Raw genomic sequence first — 23,368 nt, 5'->3', positions numbered from 1 at the left:
ATGACAAGCTAGCAAGAAATTACGCCAGTATGGTGTCACTGGCGTTTATGTTAATGTGGCTGCCGATGTATTGCTGAACAATATTTGTACAGCAAAGATCAACAGACCCTAGTAATGGATAATGCCTTTTATTTAGTGTTTGCTGCTAAATTCTCTATGCGTCAAATTGAAATAGTTGTCAGCAGATATATGCTGATTATTAATGGGATTAAGCACTCGCATGTAAGTGACCGTTGGCGGCATGGATGCCGCCGTCGAGCCTGTAGGGATATATTCACGGCGAGTCACTGGAATGAGAGTGCTTAATCATTTCAGCGTCGCTTATTAATATGTTCGGTCTAGAATTTTACGGTGCGATTGGCTTCAATCAGAACCATTATCTAGCTAATGGTTAGCGGATAGCAGCATCAATTCCAGTAGTAAAAATTCCCTAAATCTTGTCTGTATTGAGCCTGATTGACGCCATTTGGTGTTTAAAATCATTGGTTAATACAACAAACCGAGCAAACACACTACGGCGCTGGCGGGTAATATGGGCTGTAACCAGCGTGGCTTGTAGCTGAGTAAAATTACTAGGATTATTGAACTTAAACACACCCAGCCGAGCAGTAATACGCTTGCGTACGCGGGGCCATAGTGACGACTGGCAAGCCAATAGCACAGGACGAGCGTTGCAGTACCAGCGGTGCGAAATCCGCGTGCCTGTACATCGGTTAACGGGCGGTTACGCACGGCGCGGTGGTGGCTAAAATAAGACAATGCCAACAGCCCCATGGCGATAAAACAGGTTAATAACTCGCTTGTGGCTGTCATGATTCGATTCCTAATTCTGCGGTCGCTTTGGTTACTTGTGCAGCACGTACTTTTTGGGAGCTACGCAAGCGTTTAGCTGCCATGTAAAACAGCGCAGCAAGGGCGAGCATCATCAGATCAAATCCTGCGAGAGCATAGGCTTGGCGCTGTAGATTGCTCATCAGCTGATACTGCGAAGTCATAGCATTGAGCAGGGGTAGCAGGCCATAAAGTAAGGCTGTGAATAAAAAGAGTCGTTGCCATGTCTGTTTATCTCGTTTGAAGCAGGCGAGTAGCGCGACTAACGCCCAACTGATAAAGAAACAATGGATTTCCCAATTCTCTCTATCCACAAAGGTGACGGGTAAGAGTCGGTTGGCGTAGAAATAACTGGCTAACGCTATGGGGATACCTGCAAAAGTTGCCAGATTCAGCATTTTTACTAAGGCTAAGCCGGGTTTGAACTGGCCGCTTTTTTGTTGTTTCTGAGCGAGTTTTTCTGCCCACATGATGGCGCCCGTCGCAATCATTACGCAGCCTGTAATCCCTGCTAGTAAATATAATAATCTCAAACCTTGGCCAGCAAAGCGGCCGCTGTGGAGCGCTATCATAGTGCTTTGGGTTTTATTCGCACCCGAAGTCACAGCCGACTGCGCCAACACAGCACCTGTCACAGTAGACAAGTGATACCAAGGCGCTTGCTGATTTAAGCTGTGCTCAGGGGCGATTTTGACTGTTACGCTGGCATTGCTGTCGTTGAGATTATCAAACTGCAAGCCTTCAAGTGGCGACTCACCCACGACACTGTGAATCGCACTGAGCAAACTCTGACTATCGAGCATAGTGGCTGGCGTGCCAGTGGCGGCGGGAGTTTGGTAAATGGGTTTCCATTGCGAATAAAAGGCTTGAGTTTCATCACCATATTGCGTGCTCAGCCCCCATGGCATGTACATAAACATCAGGGTCACTAGGCCGGTGTAAGTGATCATAAGATGGAAAGGTAAGGCAAGCACTGAGCTGGCGACGTGGGCATCGAGCCAAGAGCGCGGGCCTTTTCCGGGTCTAAAACTAAAGAAATCCTTAAAAATCCGCTTGTGAATCACTACCCCGCTGATGATGGCGACCAACATGAACATAGTACAAAAACCGACGATCCAACGCGCTGTGATGACGCTCATGTAGTACAAGTCAAAATGCAGTCGATAGAGGAAATCGCCACCTCGACTTTCCCGCGCTTTGGGTAGGGCTTCACCCGTCGCAGGGTTAATAAAGCCTTGATGATAATCACCAAATCGCTGGCCTTCAGCGGCAGGTTCATTCCACGCATAGGTCAGTAATGGCGTCCGCTGTGTGGGCAGATACACCCACCATGTCTCAGCGTCGGGGGGCTTGCTGTGCCAAGGCCGTGAGGCCCTTGAGTATCAGCTGTTGGTTATCCGCATGGGCATCATATTGGCTGCCGTGGTTTTCGGGTTGCATCCATAGGTTAATTTCGGCACGGTAATAGGCCGCTGTTCCGGCAAAAAATACTAGAAATAACACCCAGCAGGTGAGTAATCCCACCCAAGTGTGTAGCCAAGTCATTGAACGAAAAAAGGAGTCTTTCATAATCCGCCACCTTGAATAGGATTGATATCCAACGCCTTAGCGGCAAGGTAGGCTAAATACAGCAGACCGCTAAGCGCGAATAAATCCAGCCAGTATCGCCACGTTGATTTAACGCTGAACACCCACAGTACGGCGCAGGTGTACACAGTAAATGACAGCATCATGGCGGTTAACACCCGATCAACCTGAGATAACGGCAGGATTTGCGCGAGCAAAATGGTCGCGACCGCACCTAACAAATAACCCCCGAATATGGCCGCGAGGCAGCGACTAACTATGTGCAGACTATCGCGCCAAATAGTGAAGATTTTCCAACGTGTTAGCCTTTGTATTAACGGCTGAGTCATGGCGATTTTCTCAGTCATGATGGTGTGCCACTTTGGCTGAATTTGTCTTGTGAGTGCGGGACAACACAGAGATTAACAGGGCGGGTAAAAAGGTTAAGCTGAGTAGCGTTGCTACGATAAGGCCTGCCAGCACAACTATGCCAACACCGCGGTAGAGCTCGCTGCCCGCACCGGGGAATAACACCAGCGGTAATAGGCCAAACAAGGTCGTCGCTGTAGACATTAAAATCGGCCGTAATCGATTGGCGACGGCAGATTTGACGGCGTCAAAGACGCCAAACTGACCCGATTGTAGGTTTTTACGGCTCTGTTCCACGATCAAAATCGGGTTATTAACGACTGTGCCGAGCAGGATTAAAAATCCCAGCATGGTAATCATATCAAAGGGTTGGTGCCAACCTTGGCCGCCAAGATACGCAAATAAGCTGCCTGTATAGTTGAGCGCTTGTAAGCCGACTAACCCGCCTGCGAGCCCGAGTGGGATAGTGACCAACACAAATAACGGATAACCCCAGTGATTAAAAATTGCGACTAATAACAAGTAGATGATCAACACGGCGACCAGAAAATTACTGGAGAGTGCCGCTTTCGTCGCTTCGAGCTGATCGGCTGCGCCCGAAATGTCCAAACTGACATCTTTGCCGACAGCCCCTTGTTGATAGAGGATAGGGACTAATTCTTCCCGCACCTTAGCCACCGCGGTTTCCAGCGCAATGGCGCGCGGCGGAATGATGTAAAGGGTCACTGTTCTGCGGCCATCGACGCGGCGTAAACTGTCGCTATCCATCTGCTCGCTAATATCGGCCAAGGCTTGCAGTGGCAACACATTGCCCTTAGGCGTCACTATCGGTGCGAGCGCCAATTGCGACAGGCTCTGTTGATTGCCCGCAAGGCTAAAGAGGAAGATATCAACCTTGTTATCATTGAGGAAAAACTCGTCGACATAGGCGCCATCGCTCAGTGCCGAAACCGCATAGCCAAACTCGCTGCCGCTAAAATCTTGCTCTACAAGACGTTGCCAGCGAGGGGAAATCTGCCACAGCGGTTGATCTAGCGACAAGGTCGATGGATCTGAATACAGCTGAGGTTCGGCAAATACTTTTTCCGCCGCTTGATACGCCGCTTCGGCAGTACGATAGAGGCTGGCTTGATTTGGGCCAGAAATATCCAAGGCAACAGCGCGGGTGCCACCATCGTTGCTGGAAATAATCGACCCCCGCGATGAATAGGCGCGCATGCCTGGATATTGCTCAAATAAGGCGGTGAGTGAGCTCATCATGGCATCCATATCTTGGCTGCGAACGGGTTCGCTCATCACCCAAATACTGCCGACACTTACGCTGAGGGTATAGTATTTTAGCGGCGGAATTTTTTGCTCACCAGATTCAAAGGATGCCGCCTCGGCATTGACTCTCGCAGAAAGCTGAGTCGTTAATTCTTCTGCAATTTTAGCCATTTCCGACAGGTTGCAACCCGGCGGCGCGACCATAGAGGTAAAGGCTTTTGGCTCTTCGCCTTCGGGTAAATATTCGGTCGGAGGCATAAGCCAAGCCGCAAGCCCAATCGTCGAGACGAGTGATAGCACAATCACAGCGGTGCGGCGTTTGGCCGACAGTACCAGCTGGCTGACTAAGCTCAATATGCGTGATGCTTTGGGCGGCTCACTTTGGTTTGTGTTTGCCGAGCGCATCTTACCGAAACCAAAACGGGCAATAGCGGCGGGTACGATGAACACTGCAACCAGCATAGAAGCGATAATAGATGAAGCGATGGCAATCGCGATATCCGAGTACAGTTGCCCCGCTTCTTGTTTGATAAATAGAATGGGTACAAACACCAGCACTGTAGTGAGTGTCGAGGCCAGTACCGCAGGCCACACATCGTAAATGCCACTGATGGCTGCTTCGAGACGATCTAATCCGCGTCTGCGGGCTTGTTCAATGCTTTCGAGTACCACAATGCTGTTATCGACTGTCATGCCGATGGCAAAGGCCACACCCGCCAGCGAAATGACATTAATAGTGCGATTAAACACTAGCAGCCCGACGAAGGCGGCTAAGGTACACAGCGGAATACCGATAACGCCTATCAGGGTGGCTCGACTCGAGCGCAAAAAGAGGTACATGACTAAGGTTGCCAGTAAGGCACCTAGGCCCAAATTCACCCACACATTTGCAACCGAATCTTGCACATAGCGCACATCATCACTGAATAACTCTAATTGCATGGCATGCTGGGCGAGTTGATTTTGATTGATCTGCGCTACCACTGGCATCATGGCGGCTTTGATGGCGATAACGTTAGAACCGACGTCCCGCTTAACCGCTAAGCTGAGGGTACGTTCTTGTTCGGCAAAGGACAGCTCACGGATCTCAGCGTGGTCGAGTTTTATCTCGGCAACGTCTTGCAGCAGAATATTCGTATTACCTTGGCGTTTTAAAATCAGTTGCTTAAGTTGATTTAAATCCTCGAAACGGCCAATAACCCGCAGTAAATAACGTTTTTTACCACTGTCGATATCGCCCGCAGAGGTGTCTTTGTTGCGATCTCTAATGGCTTGGCGTACATCCATAATGCTGATGCCGCGTTGGGCGAGTTTGGCGGGATCGAGCCGTATTTGAATTTGCCGTTCGGCACCGCCTTGAATGGTGACGGAGGAGACGCCTTTGACGCGCTCCATTTGTGGGCGAATAAAGTCGTTAGCGAAATCGCGCATCATATCTATATCTAGATTCAGCGGGTTTCCTGCGACAGGCACGAGACGGAAATACATGAAAGCGTTGTCTGAATATGAACTGCTGTAAAGCCGTGGTTGGTCGACGTTTTCTGGATAAGACGATACTTGGCTGAGCGCATTGCTAACACGAATAAGCGCGTCACTGATCTCAGTGCTTTGGGGGAATTCGAGTTCTACCCATGCTGAACCGGTATCGGCCCAAGATGTCATGCGTTGTAAGTTGGGCAAAGTGCGCAGGTAGCGTTCCTGCTCAAGCAGAATTTCTTTTTCGACGTCTTGCGGCGTTGCTCCCGGCCAACCTGTGGCGACACTGATGGTGCGCACATCTAAATCGGGGATCATTTGGATTGGGATACGCAGTGCGGCAGCCGTGCCCAACACGCAGAATATCAAGACGATGACCGACAGTAAGGTGCCATGTTTAATACCAAACTTCAGCATCCCACTAACCTCCTATGACAGAGTTGAGCACAGAGACTGACTGTTGGTCTTGTAAACTCTCGTTACCACGGATCACCACGGGCGCATCTTTAGGTAATGGACTGAGGATTTCAATCCCGATGGCGCTCGTATGGCCCACTTGAACGGTATGCCGTTGAGCTATGTTGTTTTGCACGGTAAAGACGCTGAACTGGCCGTCGGGGTGACGGACTAGCGCATCTTGCGGCACGACAACACTGTGTTGCGCCCGCTGTAAGTGGAAGGTGGCGGTGGCCGATGTGCCGGGCATCAAAAATCCATCTGCCTCGGGAATGGTCAAGCGTACCAAGAAGCTGCGAGCATTGTGGTCGCTCACAGGGACAAGGGCACTCACATGGCCGATAAACGCTTGTTCTGGCAGCATGTCGGCGGCAATGTCCACGTGAGTCGCAGTGGCTACGCTTTGGAACATTTCCTGCGGCACTTGAATGTCGAGCCAGAGCTGCTCTTGGGACACTAAGGTGAAGATTTCAGTGCCGACATTGACCCATTCACCGGTTTCAGTTTGTTTGCTGGAAATCACCCCTGCAAACGGCGCCATCAGTTGGTGACGGGCGACTACCTCTTTTTGGTGTGCGAGTGCTGCCGTTAAACTCTGCAGATTGGCTTCGGCCTCGGTTAACGCCGCTTGGCGAATCGCGCGCTCTGTTTCGGGGAATAACTGCTGAGCGCTGAGTGTTTGCGCCTCGGTGAGGAGTCGCTGCTTTTCTGCCTGCATGGTCTTAGCGGCTATTACATCGGCTTGACGCTGTGCTAATTGATGTACTGCTAAGGTATCGTCGAGTGCGAGTAAAGGCTGGCCTGCGCGGACTTGGGAGCCCGCATCGACCAGCACTTTGGCGACTAGGCCATCTGTACGTGCCGATAAGCGAGCCACCCGTGCGGATTTAATGGAGCCACTGAGTGTCAACAGTTCATTGGTGCTGCCCGTTTGGGGCAAGGCGACTGTTACAGGTACTGCGCTTGCGTGGATAGCAAAACACAGCAGGTATAAACCTATCATTAAATACCGCACGTTAACTCCATCTCACTATTAAGATTATTACAGAGTGATAAAACTCGTGGTGGTGATGTGTAAAACGCTATCAACCTCGTTGCCAGCCAGTGTTTGCTTACCTTCTGTGGTGTGGTTGCTGACGAGCAAGTAGCGGCCTGCATCTGGGGTATCGAGGGCGAATTTACCTTGGGCATCGGTAGTGAAAGACTTGCTCCAAAAACCGGGGCGATACACTTGCACTGGATGATTCACCAGTGGCGCGCCTTTATAGCTAAGCAAAAACTCGGGAGCGCCTGACTTTACTGGCGTAAATTCAAAATCTTGCAGCGCTTTGGTGTGTTCTTGTCCTGTGCGGGCATAAAGTATTGCGGCCTGCAATCCGGTTTCGGTTTTCCATGGCTGCCACGCGGTATCGGCATAGAAACTGACATCACTCTTGCCATCTTGGGTTTTAACCAGCAAATGATCGGCTTGCGCCGTGGCGGTCAGCGGCGCTTTGGCATTGGCGTCGAAAATTCGTGCCGCGCTTAACGACGCTAACTCTTCGGCTGTGGCGTACTCTGAACCCGGTTCACCAAATTGCACTTTGACCGAACCATCGCTGCTGCGCTCAAGCCATACTTCATGTGCTTGAGCCGAAAAGGCGATACCGCCGAGTAAAGTGAGTAGTACAAGTGCTTGTTTCATTTAATTATCCTTAATATTGTTTAGGGAGGTGTGCAAAATTTTACAGCGTCCAACGTAATGACAGCGTGGCATTACGTGGCTCGCCAAAGTCTGCGTAACCCCAGAGTGAGCGGTTATAGTTTTTGTCGAAGATATTGTTGATGTTCACTTGCATCGAAATCGACGGTGTTATTTGGTAGCCAAACATTAAGTCAACGAGTGAGTAGGCGGATTGTGCTTGGCGGTAAGCCACATTCGGCGCGCCATCGACACCCCAAATAGTGCCTTGATAGAAGGTGCTGCTCTGCCAGCGCCAGCTTGCGCCCGCAGTAACACCGGGGAGGATGTCTTCAAAGTTATACTTAGTGGTCAGTTTGAAAATATCTTCGGGGAGATAGGTTTGGCGGCGTAGGCCATCTTCATCTTCCGCGTCGTTATGGGTATAACCGCCACTGATATCCCAAAGATCGGTAAGCCGTCCGGCAATTTCTAGCTCGTAGCCCTTAGTGGTAATGCCATCGACACTCTCGTAGATAAAATCCCCAGAAGGTAGCTGACCTTTACCCGCATATTCGGGTTCGTTGTCTTTATTGGTTTCGTAGACGGCGGCCGACATGTTGAGGGTGTCATCGAACAGTGCGACCTTGATGCCGCCTTCGACGTTGGTGCCTTCTGCGGGTTCGAGCAGTTGGCCATCTTCCCCAAAATACGTGCCGGGTTTGAAGATTTCAGTACGGCTGGCATAGACAGAGATTTGTTCGGTCACATCGTAGACTAGGCCATAGTAGGGGATGAAAATGCCGGTTTTTTCTATGGTCGCATCTGTGCTATTGCCAACGAGATCATGTTTTTCGTAGGACCAGTTACTCACGCGTCCGCCGACCATTAACTTCAGTGAATCCAATACATTGATACGGACCGTGCCGTAAACACCCGATTGGCTTTGTTCATTTTTTTGGCCATTGGTGGGTGAATTAGGCAGATTAGGCTTGGGATAATTGCCTTGATCCGCCACGTTATAGCGACGTTGGGGTGCGGAGTTCGTGTTGATGTTGTCAAACTCGTTGTCACCATAGTTAAAACCGATCACCGCACTATGCTCACGGCCGAGTAAGTCGAAGTTACCCGTGGCGTACAGGTTGAAGCTGTTGGTATCGGATTCTCTATCATGCTGGGCGGCATAGGTATCGCCCCAAGGGCCGACAAACTCGCCGGTTGATTTCACTATGTTGTCGCCAGGGTAAAAGGCCAATGCATCTATGGTGGCGTTAGCAATACGGTAGGCACTAACGAGTGACCAGTCGTTATCGAATCTATGTTTAAACTCGGCCATGAGACTTTTTTGGGTCACGTCCCAATGGGTCCAGTCCTGTGAGCTGGAATAACTGCGGCCGAAATCGACAGCTGTGCCATCGGTATAAAATGCAGGATTAGAGTTCCAGTTATACACACCGTCGGTTTGTGATTTTTGATAGTCCGCAAACAGTGACAAGCTAGTATCTGTACCTAGACTCGTTTCAACCACGCCATAAAGCACTGTGGTATCGCGTTGATAGCGGTCGATAAACGAATCGCCTTTCTTCACCGCACTGACGAATCGACCTTTCACATTGCCTGAATCCGTTAGCCAGCCAGAAACATCGGCCTCTAATCTATAGGTATTCCACGAGCCATAACTGACACTTGCCGTGGCGCGGGTATCATCCGTTGGGCGTTTACGAATAAAGTTAACCGTGGCAGAAGGTTCACCTAAGCCGCTTAAGATCCCGGCCGCACCTTTTAACACTTCAACCCGTTCGGCAATCACAGGGTCTAAACCTTGATCAATTGAGCCGCTGTAAACATTGGATGAAGAGGTTGTGATTAAGCCGTCAATTTGCACACCGCTGTCGAGTGCATAACCGCGCACGAAAATCTTACTGTTTTCAGAGGCATCACCCACCATAGTGACGCCCGGAGTGTGGTTTAACACTGACTCCATAGTGATCAAGCCTTTGTCACTGATCATCTCTTCGGTAATCAAAGTGACGCTTTGCGGGGTTTCTTTGAGTGACATAGACAAACCCGTGGCGCTATTCATTGCCGCTCGGGTGTAGGTTCCTACTACGTTTAATCTTTCTATCTGTTCTGTATCTTCTTTCTCATCTTGCTTAGGGTCCGTATTGGCTTGAACCGTCAAAGTGAGTGTGCTGAGAAGTACAGGGATCAATGGCGAGCGCCATGACGTTAAAACAGATAGGGGAGGCATGGTATTTCAATCCTTTCAGGCGATTTCAGATTAAATGATGATTGGTGATCCTGAGTGCAAATAAAGCACATAGTTGCAAATGAGAATCGATCGCATGATAGGTTTGTTGAAAATAAATGCAATATGCTCAATGTGTAAATTGTTTAAGCGGGGTTGTAACTTATTGGCGAATAGTTTGTCAGCCAGCTGTGATAAGCGGTCGCGGTGGGAACCGCGCTTTTAGCGCATGCCTTACTATAACTCGGTTTCAGGGCATCGACTTGGAACAAAAGCTGTTGTGACCCAAGCTCCTCTAGCCAACAAAAAGGCCACAGTCGTTACCGACTGTGGCCTTTAATCTTTACAATTGAATCGAAATCCAACGGACTTGTTAAGCCTAAAAGTATGATTTACACCTTAGGTTTACGCCCGCACTTGGCCTGTACCTGAGACTAAATACTTCTCAGCGGTCAAGGATTCGAGTCCCATTGGGCCGTAGGCATGTAGCTTAGAGGTCGCGATGCCAATTTCGGCGCCAAGACCGAGTTCGCTGCCGTCGGAGAAGCGCGAAGAAGCATTGACCATCACCACTGAAGCATCGACTGCACGTTGGAAGCGTGCGGCTGTGACTTCGTTTTCGGTGCAAATCACTTCGGTGTGCTGGCTACCAAAACGGGCAATGTGTTGGATAGCATGGTCGAAGTGATCGACTTGGCGAATGGCGATTTCGAGATCTAAATACTCTTGGCCGAAATCGTCTTCTTCCATATAAGTGCAGTTTTCAAAATAGCCACCGGATTGGGTACAAGCATTGATTTTAACCTTATGCTCGGCTAGCGCTTTGGCCACTTTAGGCAGGAATTGCGAAGCAATTTCTTGATGCACTAATAGGGCTTCGAGGGCATTACAAACACCTGTGCGCTGGGTTTTACCGTTGAGCAGTAAGTCCAAAGCAATATCCAGATCGGCATCTTTATCGACGTATAAATGACACACGCCTTTAAAATGCTGGATCACTGGGATTTTACTGTTGTCAGACACAAAGTTGATCAAGCCTTCGCCGCCACGGGGAATGATCACATCGATATAATCTCGTTGCTGCATCAGTTCCAACATCAGGGCACGGTCAGGATCGGGCACTACAGTGATTAACGCCTCGGGCAAGCCGTACTGTTTCAATACGCTTTGCAAAATGGTGGCGATAATTTTACTGGTGTGCAGCGCCTCTTTACCACCGCGCAAAATCACGGCATTACCGGATTTAAAGCACAGGGCACCTGCATCGGCGGTAACATTCGGACGCGCTTCATAAATCATACAAACCACGCCTAATGGCACGCGCATCTTGCTGATGGATAAGCCGTTAGGTCGTTGACCAATATAACGTTCATTGCCAATGGGATCGGGCAAGGCAGCGATGGTTTCAATCCCTACTGCCATGGCTTCTACGCGTTCTGGTGTTAGCGTTAAGCGGTCGAGCATAGCAGGGGCAACGTTATCGGCTGTTGCTCTGTGTAGGTCAATTAAGTTAGCGCTTTGGATTTCGTAGGACTTTTCACGTAATGAACGCGCCATGTCGAGGAGTACAGTATTTTTAAGCTGTTCGTCAACTTGGGCGAGAATAAGAGCCGCTTTAGCAGCTTCTTGAGATAAGTTTTTGATTAAAGTCATATTTACTCCGCTTAGATGTTTACTCGCTTAGTTTTATTCGGCTGATGCTTATTCGAGAATGGCGATGTTTTTCTCGGAAATGATCGGTCCAGTCTTTTGCTGAAATTCACTGGCAAACTCGCGATCGTCTTGGTCCGTAATAAAGCTAAGTAAACAACTGCTGTAATTGGATTTGGCCTTGGCCAATTTAGTACCATCACCTTTGCGTACTAAAATGGTGTCACCGGCAGAAAAGTCCCCATTGATGGCAACGACATCGTCGCTGGTCAATTGCTCGCTATGGATATCGAGGGAGATATTAAAGTCATTTTCAACAATGACTTCGCCCTGAGCCTGCGAGGTATGTGTCATCCAGTGCAAGTGATCTTGCATTGGCTTTTCATCGGGGGTAAATAAGGTTCCTGGGTTTTGGCCCTTCAACAATTGGTTGAATGAGTCAGCATCAAAACCATTGATAATAAAGGTTTCGATCCCGTGGGAAATCGCCTTCTTGGCGGCTTGTATCTTAGTCCGCATACCACCTGTGCCGACGGCGCTACTGGCGCCGCCTGCCATGGCGTAGATCTCGGCATTAATCTCGGTCACCTGCTTGATAAGCTGTGCATCGGGATTTTCATGGGGGTTTTGTGTGTAAAGCCCATTCACATCCGAACAGATAATCAGGGTATCGGCATCGGCCGCTGCGGCTACCATGGCCGAGAGATTATCGTTATCGCCAACTTTGAGCTTGTCGGCGGTCACGGCATCGTTCTCGTTGATGATAGGCAGTAGCCCATGTTCGAGTAGGCTGAAAATCGTATCTTTAATACTGATGTAACGATCTCGATTGCGTAAATCACCGTGGGTTAACAGTAGCTGTGCGGTCGGGAAATCAAATAACTTGTTCCATGTGGCCATCATATCGGCCTGACCTGCTGCTGCCATGGCTTTCTTCACTGTAACGCTAGGTTTATCAACCTCGCCAAAGTGATGCCATCCCGCGGCGACTGAGCCCGAAGAGACCAAGACAACTTGGATCCCTTGGGCACGACAATAAGTAATAAATTGGGCAATGCCGAGTAAGTAGTGGCTGCTGCAACCTTGTTTGTGGGGTGCAATCAGGGCACTACCTACCTTAACGACAATGCGTTTCCAGGGTAAGTCAGTCATACCTGCGCGCCTCATCTGTCTTCGGCTAAAACACGGCCAGCCTTATGGAATAATTTAGTGGTTTTGGCACAGGGATCAGTATCGAGTAACGAGACTATCCAAATCACCACACTGCTCACGGCAAAGCCGGGGATCATTTCATACACCACTGTGGTTAAGGCTTGTCCATCTGTCAATACCGGGGCATAAATCCAAAACAACACTGTAGCTGCGCCTGACACTATGCCGGCAATCGCGGCTTTGTGGGTTAAGTTCGCTTTATACAAGCTAAACAAAACTAACGGACCGAAGGCGGCACCGAATCCTGCCCATGCATTACTCACCAGTGATAGCACACTGCTTGAACGGTCGAGCGCCAGTAGACTCGCGACAATTGCCACGCCTGCTACGCCAAAGCGTCCCATTTTCACCATGTCTTTCTCGGTAGATTCTTTCTTCGAAATAACGCGATAGATATCTTCCGTGAGTGAGCTTGATGACACTAATAGCTGCGATGAAATGGTGCTCATGATCGCGGCCAGAATTGCTGCCAGTAAGAAGCCACTAATGATCGGATGGAACAACAACTCAGAAAACACGATAAAGATGGTTTCAGGATCGGTCAGCTTCATACCAAATTTATTGGCGTAAGCGATACCGACAAGACCTGTTGCCAGTGCACCCACAATGGTCACTGTCATCCAGCCCATACCTATGTGTCTGGCGGTTTTAATGTCAGCTACTGAACGAATCGCCATAAAACGCACAATAATATGCGGTTGGCCAAAGTAACCGAGTCCCCAAGATAAGCTTGAGATAAGCCCTAACATAGTGACGTTTTGCATCGCATCGGTGAAGTGTGGAATCGACTGATACGCAAAGTTCAACATAGTGTCAGCGCTGGTAAATTCTTGATATGCCACGACAGGAACTAAGACTAAGGCGACAAACATAATACAGCCTTGGACAAAGTCAGTGAGGCTCACTGCCAAGAATCCGCCTAACAGGGTATAAGAAACCACAACCGCTAGTGTGACGACTAAACCTATGTCGTAGTTCAGGCCAAATGCTGACTCAAACAATTTACCGCCAGCCACTAAACCCGCTGAGGTATACAAGGTAAAGAAGATCACAATGATCACGGCCGAGATAATACGGATACTGCCGTTAGCATTGCCGAAGCGTTTAGCAAAAAACTCCGGGATAGTGAGGGCGTTGTCCGCTACCTCGGTATAAACCCTAAGTTTTGGTGCAACGACCAAGTAATTGATTAGAGCACCAATCAATAGCCCAAGTGCGATGTAAATGGTTTCGAAACCAACCAAAAACATAGCACCGGGAAGACCCATTAGCATCCAGCCACTCATGTCAGATGCACCCGCTGAGAGTGCGGTGACCTGTGGACTTACCTTACGGCCGCCAAGAATATAGCCTGACACATCGCTGGTGGATTTTTTGTAAGCGAATAAGCCAATGGCGAGCATAACGATAAAGTAGATAGCTAAGGAAATGTAAGCGAGGTAATTCATTGGTTATTTTTCTCCTAACGCTTTGTTATTTTGAATAATACTCGGTTTCAAAATGACAAAGAGATAGGTGCTTAATATTGCAAGTAAACACATAAACTGCATTGATTCCTTAGCGTGTAATCGGGTAAAGCTTGCTACTTGCGAGATGAGATTTTCCTCTGGTGGGTTCTCCGTAGACATAATTTCTCCTTGGTTGATAATTGAATTTATATCACCAATATAGTTAGTGATCTAACTATATTAAGGCATTTTATCGGCCAAATATCAAGCTTATATTGGATTTAAATGGTTTTGGTGGCAGTAAAAGAGTGGCTTTTGGGGCGGGAAATAGTTTGAGAACTGACTATTTTTCTGAGGTGTTTTTCTGCTCGGCGATACTGTGGGCAGTGCGTTCGAAGGTTAAAGTGATGCGTTCAAACATCCCAGTAATCATAGTAAATTGTTCGTGGGGTAACGGACATTGGGCCAGCGCTTGTAATAAGGCCTCGCTGCTGATTTTAAACTCTTCTGCGACTTGTCCGTGGGCGCAGGCGATAAATGCCTGACCTAAATTGTGTTGCCAGAGGTTGAGTGCATTTTCTAAGCCTAAGTTTAAGTGCGTATCTGAAATGCCCTGCAACATGCGCCGCATCCGAATCGACACATGGCCTAGATTAAGTGCCGTAAACACCAGATCGGTAAATACCCTCGAACTCTTGCCCGAGCCTTTTTCGTAACTGGCGATCCGCAGCAGTCGATCGCCCATGCGGGCGTTAAACCAAGGCTCAGGATCATCATGCTGCGCGATATGCACCAGATCTTTTTGGATGGATTGCAGCAGACGATATTGCATCAACCGCTGGCTAGGTTCGGTAATCAATTTAAATAACCAATACAGCACAGTAACGCCAACAAAAATCGCTAAGGCATTGCTGACGGTGTTTTCTATCGCAAATGAAATGGTATTGCTGGGCTGCACTAACACAGCAAACGGCACGCAAATGCCGAGCCCATAGGGCAAGGTCGGTCGATTCGCCAAGGCGAGTAAGCCGATAAAAAACGGCCCAGCGAGCACTAAAACCAGGATTTCGAAATCGCCGCTACTCTGTGCCAGCAAAGGTAAAGCGTAAAACACTGTGAGCGGTACAGCGATAGTGATGCCGACAAGAATACGGCGCAAAATCGTGGTTAACATCGGCAGTGGTTGGCGTGCCATCATGATGGAAAAGACCACGGGCAGCAGGATCATCATGAGGACCGCGTTCGACCCTGTGCCAATCCACAGTGAAGCCCCAATGACAAACACCGCCATGCTGCGCAGGCCCGTGGTAACGCCTATTAATGGGTCTCGGTGAAACTCCATCGGCGGCGCGTTGAGCTGTACCGCAGAATGACTGGTTAGCACGTTATAACTCTTGAGCACCATGATCAGATCGGCGCTTAATTCCATCGCGACTTTGAGTAAGCGCGTCTCTAGCGGCGCGCGGTCGCGGTATTGCATCAGGTTTTGCTGGAGTTGATACCTCAAGGTGCGCGCCATTTTGTAGCATTCTTGGTAATCACTCGATTGCGCCATCAAGGTAAAACTACTGCGCATATTGGCTAAGGATTTCGCGAGTGGTTCGCTAACAAGATGGGAATGATTACGTTGCAGCCGGCCAAATATTTGGATTGCCGCCAATAGCGAAAGGGTTTTATTGCAGAGAAAGTTTGCCGCATGGCTCTGCCCGCGGCCTTCGGGGCCTTCATAAATCACCGCGCTGGAGTCGTCACTCAGCGCCGATACTGACTCCATAATCGTGTCGATATGTTCATGGCGACTCGTGTGTTCCCCCTGTAAATCGAGTTCTAATGCAAGATAGTTAAGCGTATGATTAATTGTGTTTTTAGCATGCAGTTGCAGACTATGTTTTACCTTGGTCGGCCAAAGTAGCGAGCTGACCAAGACGGCGCAAATCGCCCCAACAACAATCTCGCTGATCCTCGACTGCGCCACATCGAATATTTTTGCACTATCGGCCGTGCTTGGGCTCGCCATCACAATGAGCACTATCAAGCAGGCGGTCATGCCCGCCATAGCAAAGGCATAGACAAAGTTTTGCTGGCGCACCATGGCCGACAACCCAGAATTTAGCCCTATCCAGCAGGCGAGTAATCCTAAGGCGAGTTCGGGATAGGGCGTAAACCAGTTGAGTATGGCAATCCCCGCGAGCGCGCCGACTAAGGTGCCGCCGATTTGGCATAAGCCCTTTTCGATCGCGAGCCCGCTTTCGGGGCGGATTTGCAGAAATACCGCCGACACCAGCGCCCAATATGGCCGTTCTAGATTTAAGAACATGGCCACATATAAGGCGAGCGCCATCGAGATCACGCCCTTAATCGCGAAGATGAGGGTTCGTCGGTCTGGAAAGAATAAACTCTTCAGTAACAGCGTCATAATGACTATTTGTCAGTCTGTAGCTGGATGGAAACTGTCATGCCGACGCTCAGCTCTATGTCCTTAGGAATGCTATCTAGCTGAATATCGACCGGAATACGCTGCGACAACCTCACCCAATTAAAGGTTTGGCCGATTTGCGGCAATAACTGTCCATTAGTAGTGACATTGGTATTGGCGATTGCTTTACCTATGCTGGTCACTTTGCCATGCAAGACATGGCCGCCACTCATCAGGCTAACATCGGCGTTTTGACCTATGTGAACCAAGGGGATTTTGGTTTCTTCAAAATAGCCTGTGATATAGAGGGAGTCTTGTTTGACCAGCGAAAATACCGAGTTGCCTTTGCTGACATAGTTGCCATTACGCAGACTTAAATTGATCAGGGTGCCGTTTTCGGGAGCGTGAATTTGCGTTCGCGCTAAGTCAATTTTGGCGGTATTCAATTGCGCCTGTGCGAGTTCATAACTGGTTCTTGCCAGTTCGGTATTGATAAAGGCTTCGTCGAAGGTTTCTTTGCTGACCAAGTTGTCATTGGTCAAGCCGATACGGCGTTTGTACTTATGTTTTGCCAGTTCCCATGCTAATTTTTGGCTTTCCGCTTTGGCATTTAATTCGGCAATTGTGGCCTTGTAGCGGGTATCGTCCACAGTGAACAACACATCACCCTTATTGACGACTTGATTGTCTTTTACATTCAGTTGATTAACCCAACCGGACACATCTGGCGCTATGGTAATGATTTCGGCGCGAACTCGGCCGTCGCGGGTCCAAGGAGAATAAAGGTAGTGTGACCATATCCAATGTCCCGCGATACCTGCAACCGCGACCACAATGAGGGTGAGGCTGATACGAAAGATTTTTCCCATGAACAATCAACTCCCAAGCAAGTAAATGACCAACGCCAGATAGCAGATAAACAGCCCAACTTCGAACCAAGCTTCGCGCCACAGCTTGTGATAGAGCCCAGTTTGATAGAGTACCAAGCGAGTGATGCAGGAAAGCAGAAAAGCTAAGGGGATAAAGATAATTAATGGACTAAATAACAAACCATCGAACGCGAGTTCTTTAAGCATTACGCTATTCATCCCGATTACAGTGGCGCAGCGATAACCGCGCTATGTGTTTAAAATGCAAAGTACTCAGTCGAGATTATAGGAAAGTCGCGTGAGAGTTAATGATTTTATGCTATCTGTGATCAATTAGGGCCAGCATTAGCTGGCCCTAAATATGATGAAATCAAAGCAAAAATCGCTTTTACCTCATGGTAACGAATTCTTCAGCGCCCGTTGGGTGGATAGCAACAACCGCATCGAAATCGGCCTTAGTTGCACCCATTTTCATAGCGACGCCGAAACCTTGGAGGATTTCGTCCATACCAAAACCAATACCATGAATACCGACGACTTTTTCGTCCTTGCCAGCGCAAACTAACTTCATCTTACAGGCTTGGCGATGGGCCGTGACGGCGGTGTACATTGAGGTAAACGTCGAGGTATACACTTTGACGTTATCATCGCCGTATTGAGTACGGGCTTCTGGTTCGGTCAAGCCCATAGTGCCAATGGGTGGATGGCTGAACACGACCGTTGGGATCAGGCTGTAATCCATTTTGGCATCTGTCATGTCGTTAAATAAACGCTCGGATAACAAACGGCCCGCTTTAACCGCAACAGGTGTGAGCTCTACGCCGCCCGCCATAATGTCGCCGACACAGTAAATTCCTTTGTGGGTCGTATTTTGCTGCTCGTCAGTGATGACATAGCCTTTGCTATCTACTTGCACTTCGGTGTTTTCTAAGCCGATATTGCCCGTCGCTGGTGAACGGCCAATCGCCCAAATTAGGCAATCGACTGTGATGCTTTCACCGTTTTCTAAGCTCAGTGTCAGGCTGTCATCGGAATTTTTAACCACAGCTTTTGGTACGCTATGGGTGTGCAATGTAGGGCCTTCGGTCGCCATGGCTTCAACGAGGGCATCGACTAAGATGGGGTCAAAGTTACGCAGCGGCGCATGTTTACGCACTAATAAGTGAGTTTCACTGCCCAGAGCGTGTAACACGCCAGCGACTTCAACGGCGATATAGCCCGCGCCCACAACGGCAACGCGTTTTGGTTGCTCACGCAGGGCGAAGAAACCATCGGAGTCGATACCGTATTCGGCACCAGGAATATTCGGAATAGTCGGCGCGCCGCCAGTGGCGATAAGGATATGATCGGCGGTGTAATGTTCGCCATCCACTTCAATAGTGTTGCCATCGACAAAACGGCCGTAGCCATTTAACAGGGTCACTTTGTTGTTGGCAAAACCACGGCCGTAGGCATCATGAATACGGCCAATGTAGGCTTCGCGGTTCTCGACCAAGGTATTCCAATCGAATTTATTAACAGTGACGTCGAAACCATAATCTTTGGCGTAAAGGTTCATCGCTTCGGCAACATGGGCGCCATACCACATGACTTTTTTCGGCACACAGCCTACGTTTACACAGGTGCCACCTACGTGTTTGGCTTCGATGAGTAGAACCTTAGCGCCACGCATTGCTGCTCGGTTTGCTGAGGCGATACCGCCGCTGCCTGCGCCTAGGCAGATATAGTCAAAATGTTGAGCCATGAGTTTCTCCGTCTTACTTCAAGGATGAGATGCTTTACAGCAGAAGGTCATTGTAGGGGTGTTTGCGATAACAGACCAGCCCATTGCATGACTAACGCATAAGACCGTACTTTGACTGAAAAAGATCCCGAGCTTTACACTTACCCGAACTGGGCATTAGCTGTTCATCGGGTCGCCGTCTAGCGGCGATATTGGCAATTAGAGTGATCGTTTTGAGCGGGACCTTCTGCGCCACATTTCAAACATTGCCATTCCTTTTGGCGGGCGCTGAGTTCGTCGGCTTGATACGTAGCGGTGTTATCTTGTTTGCCGCCGAGTTGCGCTTCTAACTGATCCATACGTTTATCGAGCCAGCGGCAGTTGGGATCATTGGCTACGTGTTCACGGCTGGCAAGTTGTTGCTTGCGGCTGAGTTTTTTACTCTTAGCGGCTTTGGTCGATTGCGTGGCTTTAGTTGATTTAGTGGTTTTGGATGGCTCGGTTGGCGTGAGAGTGGGAGCCGAATACTCGAAGCTGCTTTGCTCTTGGTTAGGCAGATTAATCGGTTTGCCCTCACTGTCGAGCAAGGTGCCTAGGGGCAAAGGTGCGGTTTGTGTCGATTGTGATAAGGACTCCAGACTCGGTTCAGATTCAGGCTCAAGTTCAAGTAATTGCTGTGCGTCAGCCGAGTGTATGACTGGGAGAAAAAACAGAAGTAAGGCAATAACGGCGGTGCGGATGAGATAAAAGTGCTGGGCTAACATTCCCTGTTCCTCGGCAAAATCGATATGAATGGTGAGTCGTTCCGTCGACGTTTTGAGTGTAGTTAGTGAGCGTTATTTTGCCAAATGGAGCGGGATAAATTGACTGAGGAAGGTTGTAATACCGCGCTAAAAACACTGAGCTAAAAAACACGGCGCTAAGAATGGAGTTAAAACGTTATCGCAAAGTGGATGCCGGCATAGGTCTCATCTTGCGAACTCATATCGCCATTCGCCATCGCTTCTTGCTCAATATCTTCTTGGGCAATGCTGTGGCTGATGTGACCATCGATACTCATGTAGGATGACAGCTGATAACTGGCTTCGAGGCCAAATTGCAGGTTATTGCGGCCATCGTGTTCTTCTGTGCGGTATTTAAAATCAAACCCTTGAGTGATGTATGGCGTGAGGCTGAGCTGATCTGTGACATGCCAATAGCTGTGTAAACTCACTTCAACAAAGTAACCCGCAGCCTCGGTGGAATAGACATAACTTGCCGATGGTACTAGCCAAGGTTCAGCGGTGTAAGCGAGTTCGGCAAATAGCTCGTTATCGTGGCAACGGCTATTGCTGTAGCCTTCAATGCGTTGATATCCCACATTAGCCTCTAGGTTTTCGGCCACATCGAACCCATATTCAAGGCCGATATTCCACTCAGTGTAGGCTTGGCTATCGCCGCGGCCAACTAAAGCGTAGGCGGTGATATTGTCTTGCTGGACTGCGGTATTCAGCCAATAGATGCCGCTATCTTGCAGATTATTACGACCCTGTGAGACGTATTGACTGTCCCAACCTAAATCCAGTGTTACAGCTAAGGCTTGGCTATTCTGGCTGGGCAATCCGGCGCTTGAAATGCTCTCGATGCTTTCTAGGCTCTCATTGGCGAATGCGTTGTAGCTAAGGCCGTTGATGCCTAAAGTGCAGAGGATGCTCGCCATCAGTTTTACTGAGTGTGTTGCCATATTTTTGCTGATTTAGGTAGAAATGCGTTTGTTAGGGCGAGAATACCTTTCCCACAGGTAAGTGTTAATGCGAATTGATTCGATTTGCGATCAAGCCGACAATAATGCTTAGGTACATTAAGCGTAAATGCTAAATGCGAACGAGTTCACTTTTTTTAAGCAGAAATCGCGTTAGCAAGGCGTTCGAAGGGGACAATCGGTTTTCTTGCCTTGATAAATAGCCTGTTAGCCCTTATCTATAAGTGATACAGATTGTTGAGGAGTCAATATGAGCAACCCTTTGCTTAGCGGCGCAAAATTACCGCTTTTTTCACAGATTAAACCGGAACATATTCAAGTCGCCGTTGAGCATGCCATTGCTCAGTGCCGCACTAAGATTGATCAAGTGCTGCAGAATCAAGGTCCTTACACTTGGGACAACTTGGTCGCGCCACTAGAACAGGTTGACGATGAACTGAGCCAAATTTGGTCGCCCGTTTCTCACATGAATTCAGTGACCAGCACCGATGAATGGCGCGCTGCTCATGATGCTTGTTTGCCATTATTGTCGGAATACGGCACCTATGTTGGTCAACACCAAGGTTTGTATCAAGCCTATAAAGCCCTGCGTGCATCGAATGAATTTGCACAATTAAGCCAAGCCCAGCAGAGGGTGATTGAACACAGTCTGCGCGATTTTGAACTATCGGGTATTGGCTTAGATGACGCGCAAAAAGTGCGTTATGGCGAAATGGTAAAACGTCTTTCTGAACTCACCAGTGGCTTTTCGAATCAATTACTGGATGCGACCCAAGCTTGGACTAAGTTAATCACAGATGAAGCGGAACTTGCTGGCCTGCCAGAGTCAGCCAAAGCCGCCGCTAAGGCGATGGCCGATGCGCGTGAGTTAGACGGTTGGTTATTCACCTTAGATTTCCCTTCTTATTTACCTGTCATGACTTACAGCGAAAACCGCAATCTTCGCGAAGAGTGTTACCGCGCCTTCGTTACGCGCGCTTCAGATCAAGGTCCCAATGCCGGAGAGTTTGATAACAGCCCGCTGATGGACGAAATCCTAGCGCTGCGCCACGAACTCGCATTGTTACTCGGTTTTGACAGTTTTGCCGACAAATCCCTAGCGACGAAAATGGCTGAAACGCCGGCGCAGGTGATGGCATTTTTAAATGAGTTAGCGCTGCGCTCAAAGGATCAAGCTAAGGCCGAAGTGGCCGAACTGAGAGCGTTTGCTGAGGCACAATACGGCGTGAGCGAAATGGCATCTTGGGATTTAAGTTTCTATGCTGAGAAGTTGCAGCAGCATAAGTATGAGATTTCACAGGAAATCCTGCGTCCGTACTTCCCTGAAGATAAAGTGCTCTCGGGTTTGTTCTACACAGTATCGCGTTTGTTTGGCCTTAAAATCGTTGAGCAAAAAGACCTTGATCGTTGGCATAAAGACGTGCGTTTCTTCGATATTTTCGACGAAACTGACGAACACAGAGGCAGTTTTTACCTCGACTTATATGCCCGCACAGGTAAACGTGGCGGTGCTTGGATGGATGACTGCCGCGTGCGCCGTCAAACCGCCGATGGATTGCAAAAGCCAGTGGCCTATTTGACCTGTAACTTTAATGGACCGGTCGATGGCAAACCTGCGCTATTCACTCACGATGAAGTGACGACCCTGTTCCACGAATTTGGCCATGGTATCCACCACATGCTGACCAAAATCGATGTTGCAGGCGTGTCGGGTATCAATGGTGTGCCTTGGGATGCGGTCGAGTTACCGAGCCAGTTTATGGAAAACTGGTGCTGGCAGGAAGAAGCCTTAGCCGAAATTTCTGGCCACTTCGAAACGGGTGAGCCATTACCTAAAGCCTTGTTAGATAAGATGCTGGCGGCGAAAAACTTCCAATCCGGCATGATGATGCTGCGCCAACTCGAGTTCTCGCTATTCGATTTTAGAATGCACCACGAATACGACCCCGCTAAAGGCGCGCGCATTCAAGAAACCTTAGACGAAGTGCGTCGTCAGGTCGCCGTATTAACGCCGCCAGACTTTAACCGTTTCCAACATGGTTTTGCCCACATTTTTGCGGGCGGTTATGCCGCGGGTTATTACAGCTATAAATGGGCAGAAGTCCTGTCGGCGGATGCGTTTTCCCGCTTCGAAGAGGAAGGGATTTTCAACCCTGAAACGGGTCGTCGTTTCCTGCACAATATCCTCGAAATGGGTGGTTCAGCCGAACCTATGGACTTGTTCAAACAGTTTATGGGACGCGAGCCGAATATCGATGCCCTGTTAAGACATTCAGGCATTGCTGCATAAGCTAGATAAGCAATTGTTCGCCTTGATAAATCAACCCATTTGAACGGGCTGATTTTCTCTGAGCATTTAGCTTTGCTAAAGGATAAAAAGGCGTCATCTGACGCCTTTTTTGTGACATAGATCCCGCTTGCCCTGTGGTATGACCTC

Annotated in this window: 19 protein-coding genes; 1 reads left to right on the top strand and 18 read right to left on the bottom strand. The window is 49.0% G+C overall.

From position 1 onward, the window contains the following. Positions 1 to 486: 486 nt before the first annotated feature. The 18 genes from KV201_RS14335 to KV201_RS14255 all read right to left on the bottom strand — a co-directional run bounded on the left by KV201_RS14335 (position 487) and on the right by KV201_RS14255 (position 20,913). Positions 487 to 813 (bottom strand): DUF3325 domain-containing protein, encoded by a 327-nt coding sequence (locus KV201_RS14335; RefSeq protein WP_226059722.1) that lies wholly within the window; start codon positions 811 to 813, stop codon positions 487 to 489. Continuing rightward, entirely contained in the window at positions 810 to 2,156 is a 1,347-nt protein-coding gene (locus tag KV201_RS14330; protein WP_319000221.1) for a PepSY-associated TM helix domain-containing protein, read from the bottom strand. The genes KV201_RS14335 and KV201_RS14330 overlap by 4 nt, the downstream gene beginning before the upstream one ends. A gap of 10 nt (positions 2,157 to 2,166) precedes the next feature. Continuing rightward, positions 2,167 to 2,400 carry a PepSY domain-containing protein gene (locus tag KV201_RS22550; protein WP_264175256.1) on the bottom strand — a complete coding sequence of 78 codons (234 nt, stop codon included), beginning with the start codon at positions 2,398 to 2,400 and terminating at the stop codon, positions 2,167 to 2,169. Then, the gene (locus KV201_RS14325) at positions 2,397 to 2,765 is read right to left on the bottom strand and encodes a hypothetical protein (protein WP_226059721.1); all 369 of its coding nucleotides are present in this window, start codon (positions 2,763 to 2,765) and stop codon (positions 2,397 to 2,399) included. The genes KV201_RS22550 and KV201_RS14325 overlap by 4 nt, the downstream gene beginning before the upstream one ends. After that, entirely contained in the window at positions 2,758 to 5,925 is a 3,168-nt protein-coding gene (locus KV201_RS14320; protein ID WP_226059720.1) for an efflux RND transporter permease subunit, read from the bottom strand. The genes KV201_RS14325 and KV201_RS14320 overlap by 8 nt, the downstream gene beginning before the upstream one ends. Positions 5,926 to 5,929: 4 nt before the next feature. Then, entirely contained in the window at positions 5,930 to 6,979 is a 1,050-nt protein-coding gene (locus tag KV201_RS14315; protein ID WP_226059719.1) for an efflux RND transporter periplasmic adaptor subunit, read from the bottom strand. A gap of 27 nt (positions 6,980 to 7,006) precedes the next feature. After that, positions 7,007 to 7,648, bottom strand: coding sequence for a DUF4198 domain-containing protein (locus tag KV201_RS14310; protein ID WP_226059718.1), 642 nt, complete (start codon positions 7,646 to 7,648; stop codon positions 7,007 to 7,009). A 40-nt stretch (positions 7,649 to 7,688) separates the two neighbouring features. Further along, complete coding sequence (locus KV201_RS14305) at positions 7,689 to 9,875, bottom strand: TonB-dependent siderophore receptor (RefSeq protein WP_226059717.1); 2,187 nt, start codon at positions 9,873 to 9,875, stop codon at positions 7,689 to 7,691. A gap of 402 nt (positions 9,876 to 10,277) precedes the next feature. Further along, the gene (locus tag KV201_RS14300; protein ID WP_012588921.1) at positions 10,278 to 11,525 is read right to left on the bottom strand and encodes a glutamate-5-semialdehyde dehydrogenase; all 1,248 of its coding nucleotides are present in this window, start codon (positions 11,523 to 11,525) and stop codon (positions 10,278 to 10,280) included. Between the two features lie 48 nt (positions 11,526 to 11,573). After that, complete coding sequence (proB, locus tag KV201_RS14295) at positions 11,574 to 12,674, bottom strand: glutamate 5-kinase (protein ID WP_006079434.1); 1,101 nt, start codon at positions 12,672 to 12,674, stop codon at positions 11,574 to 11,576. 11 nt (positions 12,675 to 12,685) lie between these two features. Further along, positions 12,686 to 14,182, bottom strand: coding sequence for a sodium/proline symporter PutP (putP, locus tag KV201_RS14290; RefSeq protein ID WP_226059716.1), 1,497 nt, complete (start codon positions 14,180 to 14,182; stop codon positions 12,686 to 12,688). 3 nt (positions 14,183 to 14,185) lie between these two features. Continuing rightward, positions 14,186 to 14,362, bottom strand: a complete 177-nt coding sequence (locus KV201_RS14285) for a hypothetical protein (protein WP_006079436.1) — start codon at positions 14,360 to 14,362, stop codon at positions 14,186 to 14,188. 163 nt (positions 14,363 to 14,525) lie between these two features. Further along, on the bottom strand, positions 14,526 to 16,598 hold the full coding sequence (locus tag KV201_RS14280) for an FUSC family protein (protein WP_226059715.1): 2,073 nt from the start codon (positions 16,596 to 16,598) through the stop codon (positions 14,526 to 14,528). 5 nt (positions 16,599 to 16,603) lie between these two features. After that, entirely contained in the window at positions 16,604 to 17,467 is an 864-nt protein-coding gene (locus KV201_RS14275; protein WP_012090615.1) for an HlyD family secretion protein, read from the bottom strand. Between the two features lie 6 nt (positions 17,468 to 17,473). Continuing rightward, positions 17,474 to 17,674, bottom strand: a complete 201-nt coding sequence (locus tag KV201_RS14270; protein ID WP_006079439.1) for a DUF1656 domain-containing protein — start codon at positions 17,672 to 17,674, stop codon at positions 17,474 to 17,476. A 181-nt stretch (positions 17,675 to 17,855) separates the two neighbouring features. Next, positions 17,856 to 19,211 (bottom strand): glutathione-disulfide reductase, encoded by a 1,356-nt coding sequence (gene gorA / locus KV201_RS14265; protein WP_226059714.1) that lies wholly within the window; start codon positions 19,209 to 19,211, stop codon positions 17,856 to 17,858. Between the two features lie 179 nt (positions 19,212 to 19,390). Beyond that, positions 19,391 to 19,954, bottom strand: coding sequence for a hypothetical protein (locus tag KV201_RS14260; protein WP_226059713.1), 564 nt, complete (start codon positions 19,952 to 19,954; stop codon positions 19,391 to 19,393). 167 nt (positions 19,955 to 20,121) lie between these two features. Further along, positions 20,122 to 20,913, bottom strand: coding sequence for a hypothetical protein (locus tag KV201_RS14255; protein WP_226059712.1), 792 nt, complete (start codon positions 20,911 to 20,913; stop codon positions 20,122 to 20,124). A 268-nt stretch (positions 20,914 to 21,181) separates the two neighbouring features. Between KV201_RS14255 and prlC the strand changes: the two genes are divergently transcribed. Continuing rightward, the gene (gene prlC, locus KV201_RS14250) at positions 21,182 to 23,221 is read left to right on the top strand and encodes an oligopeptidase A (protein ID WP_226059711.1); all 2,040 of its coding nucleotides are present in this window, start codon (positions 21,182 to 21,184) and stop codon (positions 23,219 to 23,221) included. Positions 23,222 to 23,368 lie beyond the last annotated feature (147 nt).

Source organism: Shewanella sp. SR1 (assembly GCF_020447145.1).
Classification (GTDB): domain Bacteria; phylum Pseudomonadota; class Gammaproteobacteria; order Enterobacterales; family Shewanellaceae; genus Shewanella; species Shewanella baltica.
The sequence above is the reverse complement of the archived record's forward strand: the minus strand, read 5'-3'. Positions and strand labels throughout refer to the sequence as shown.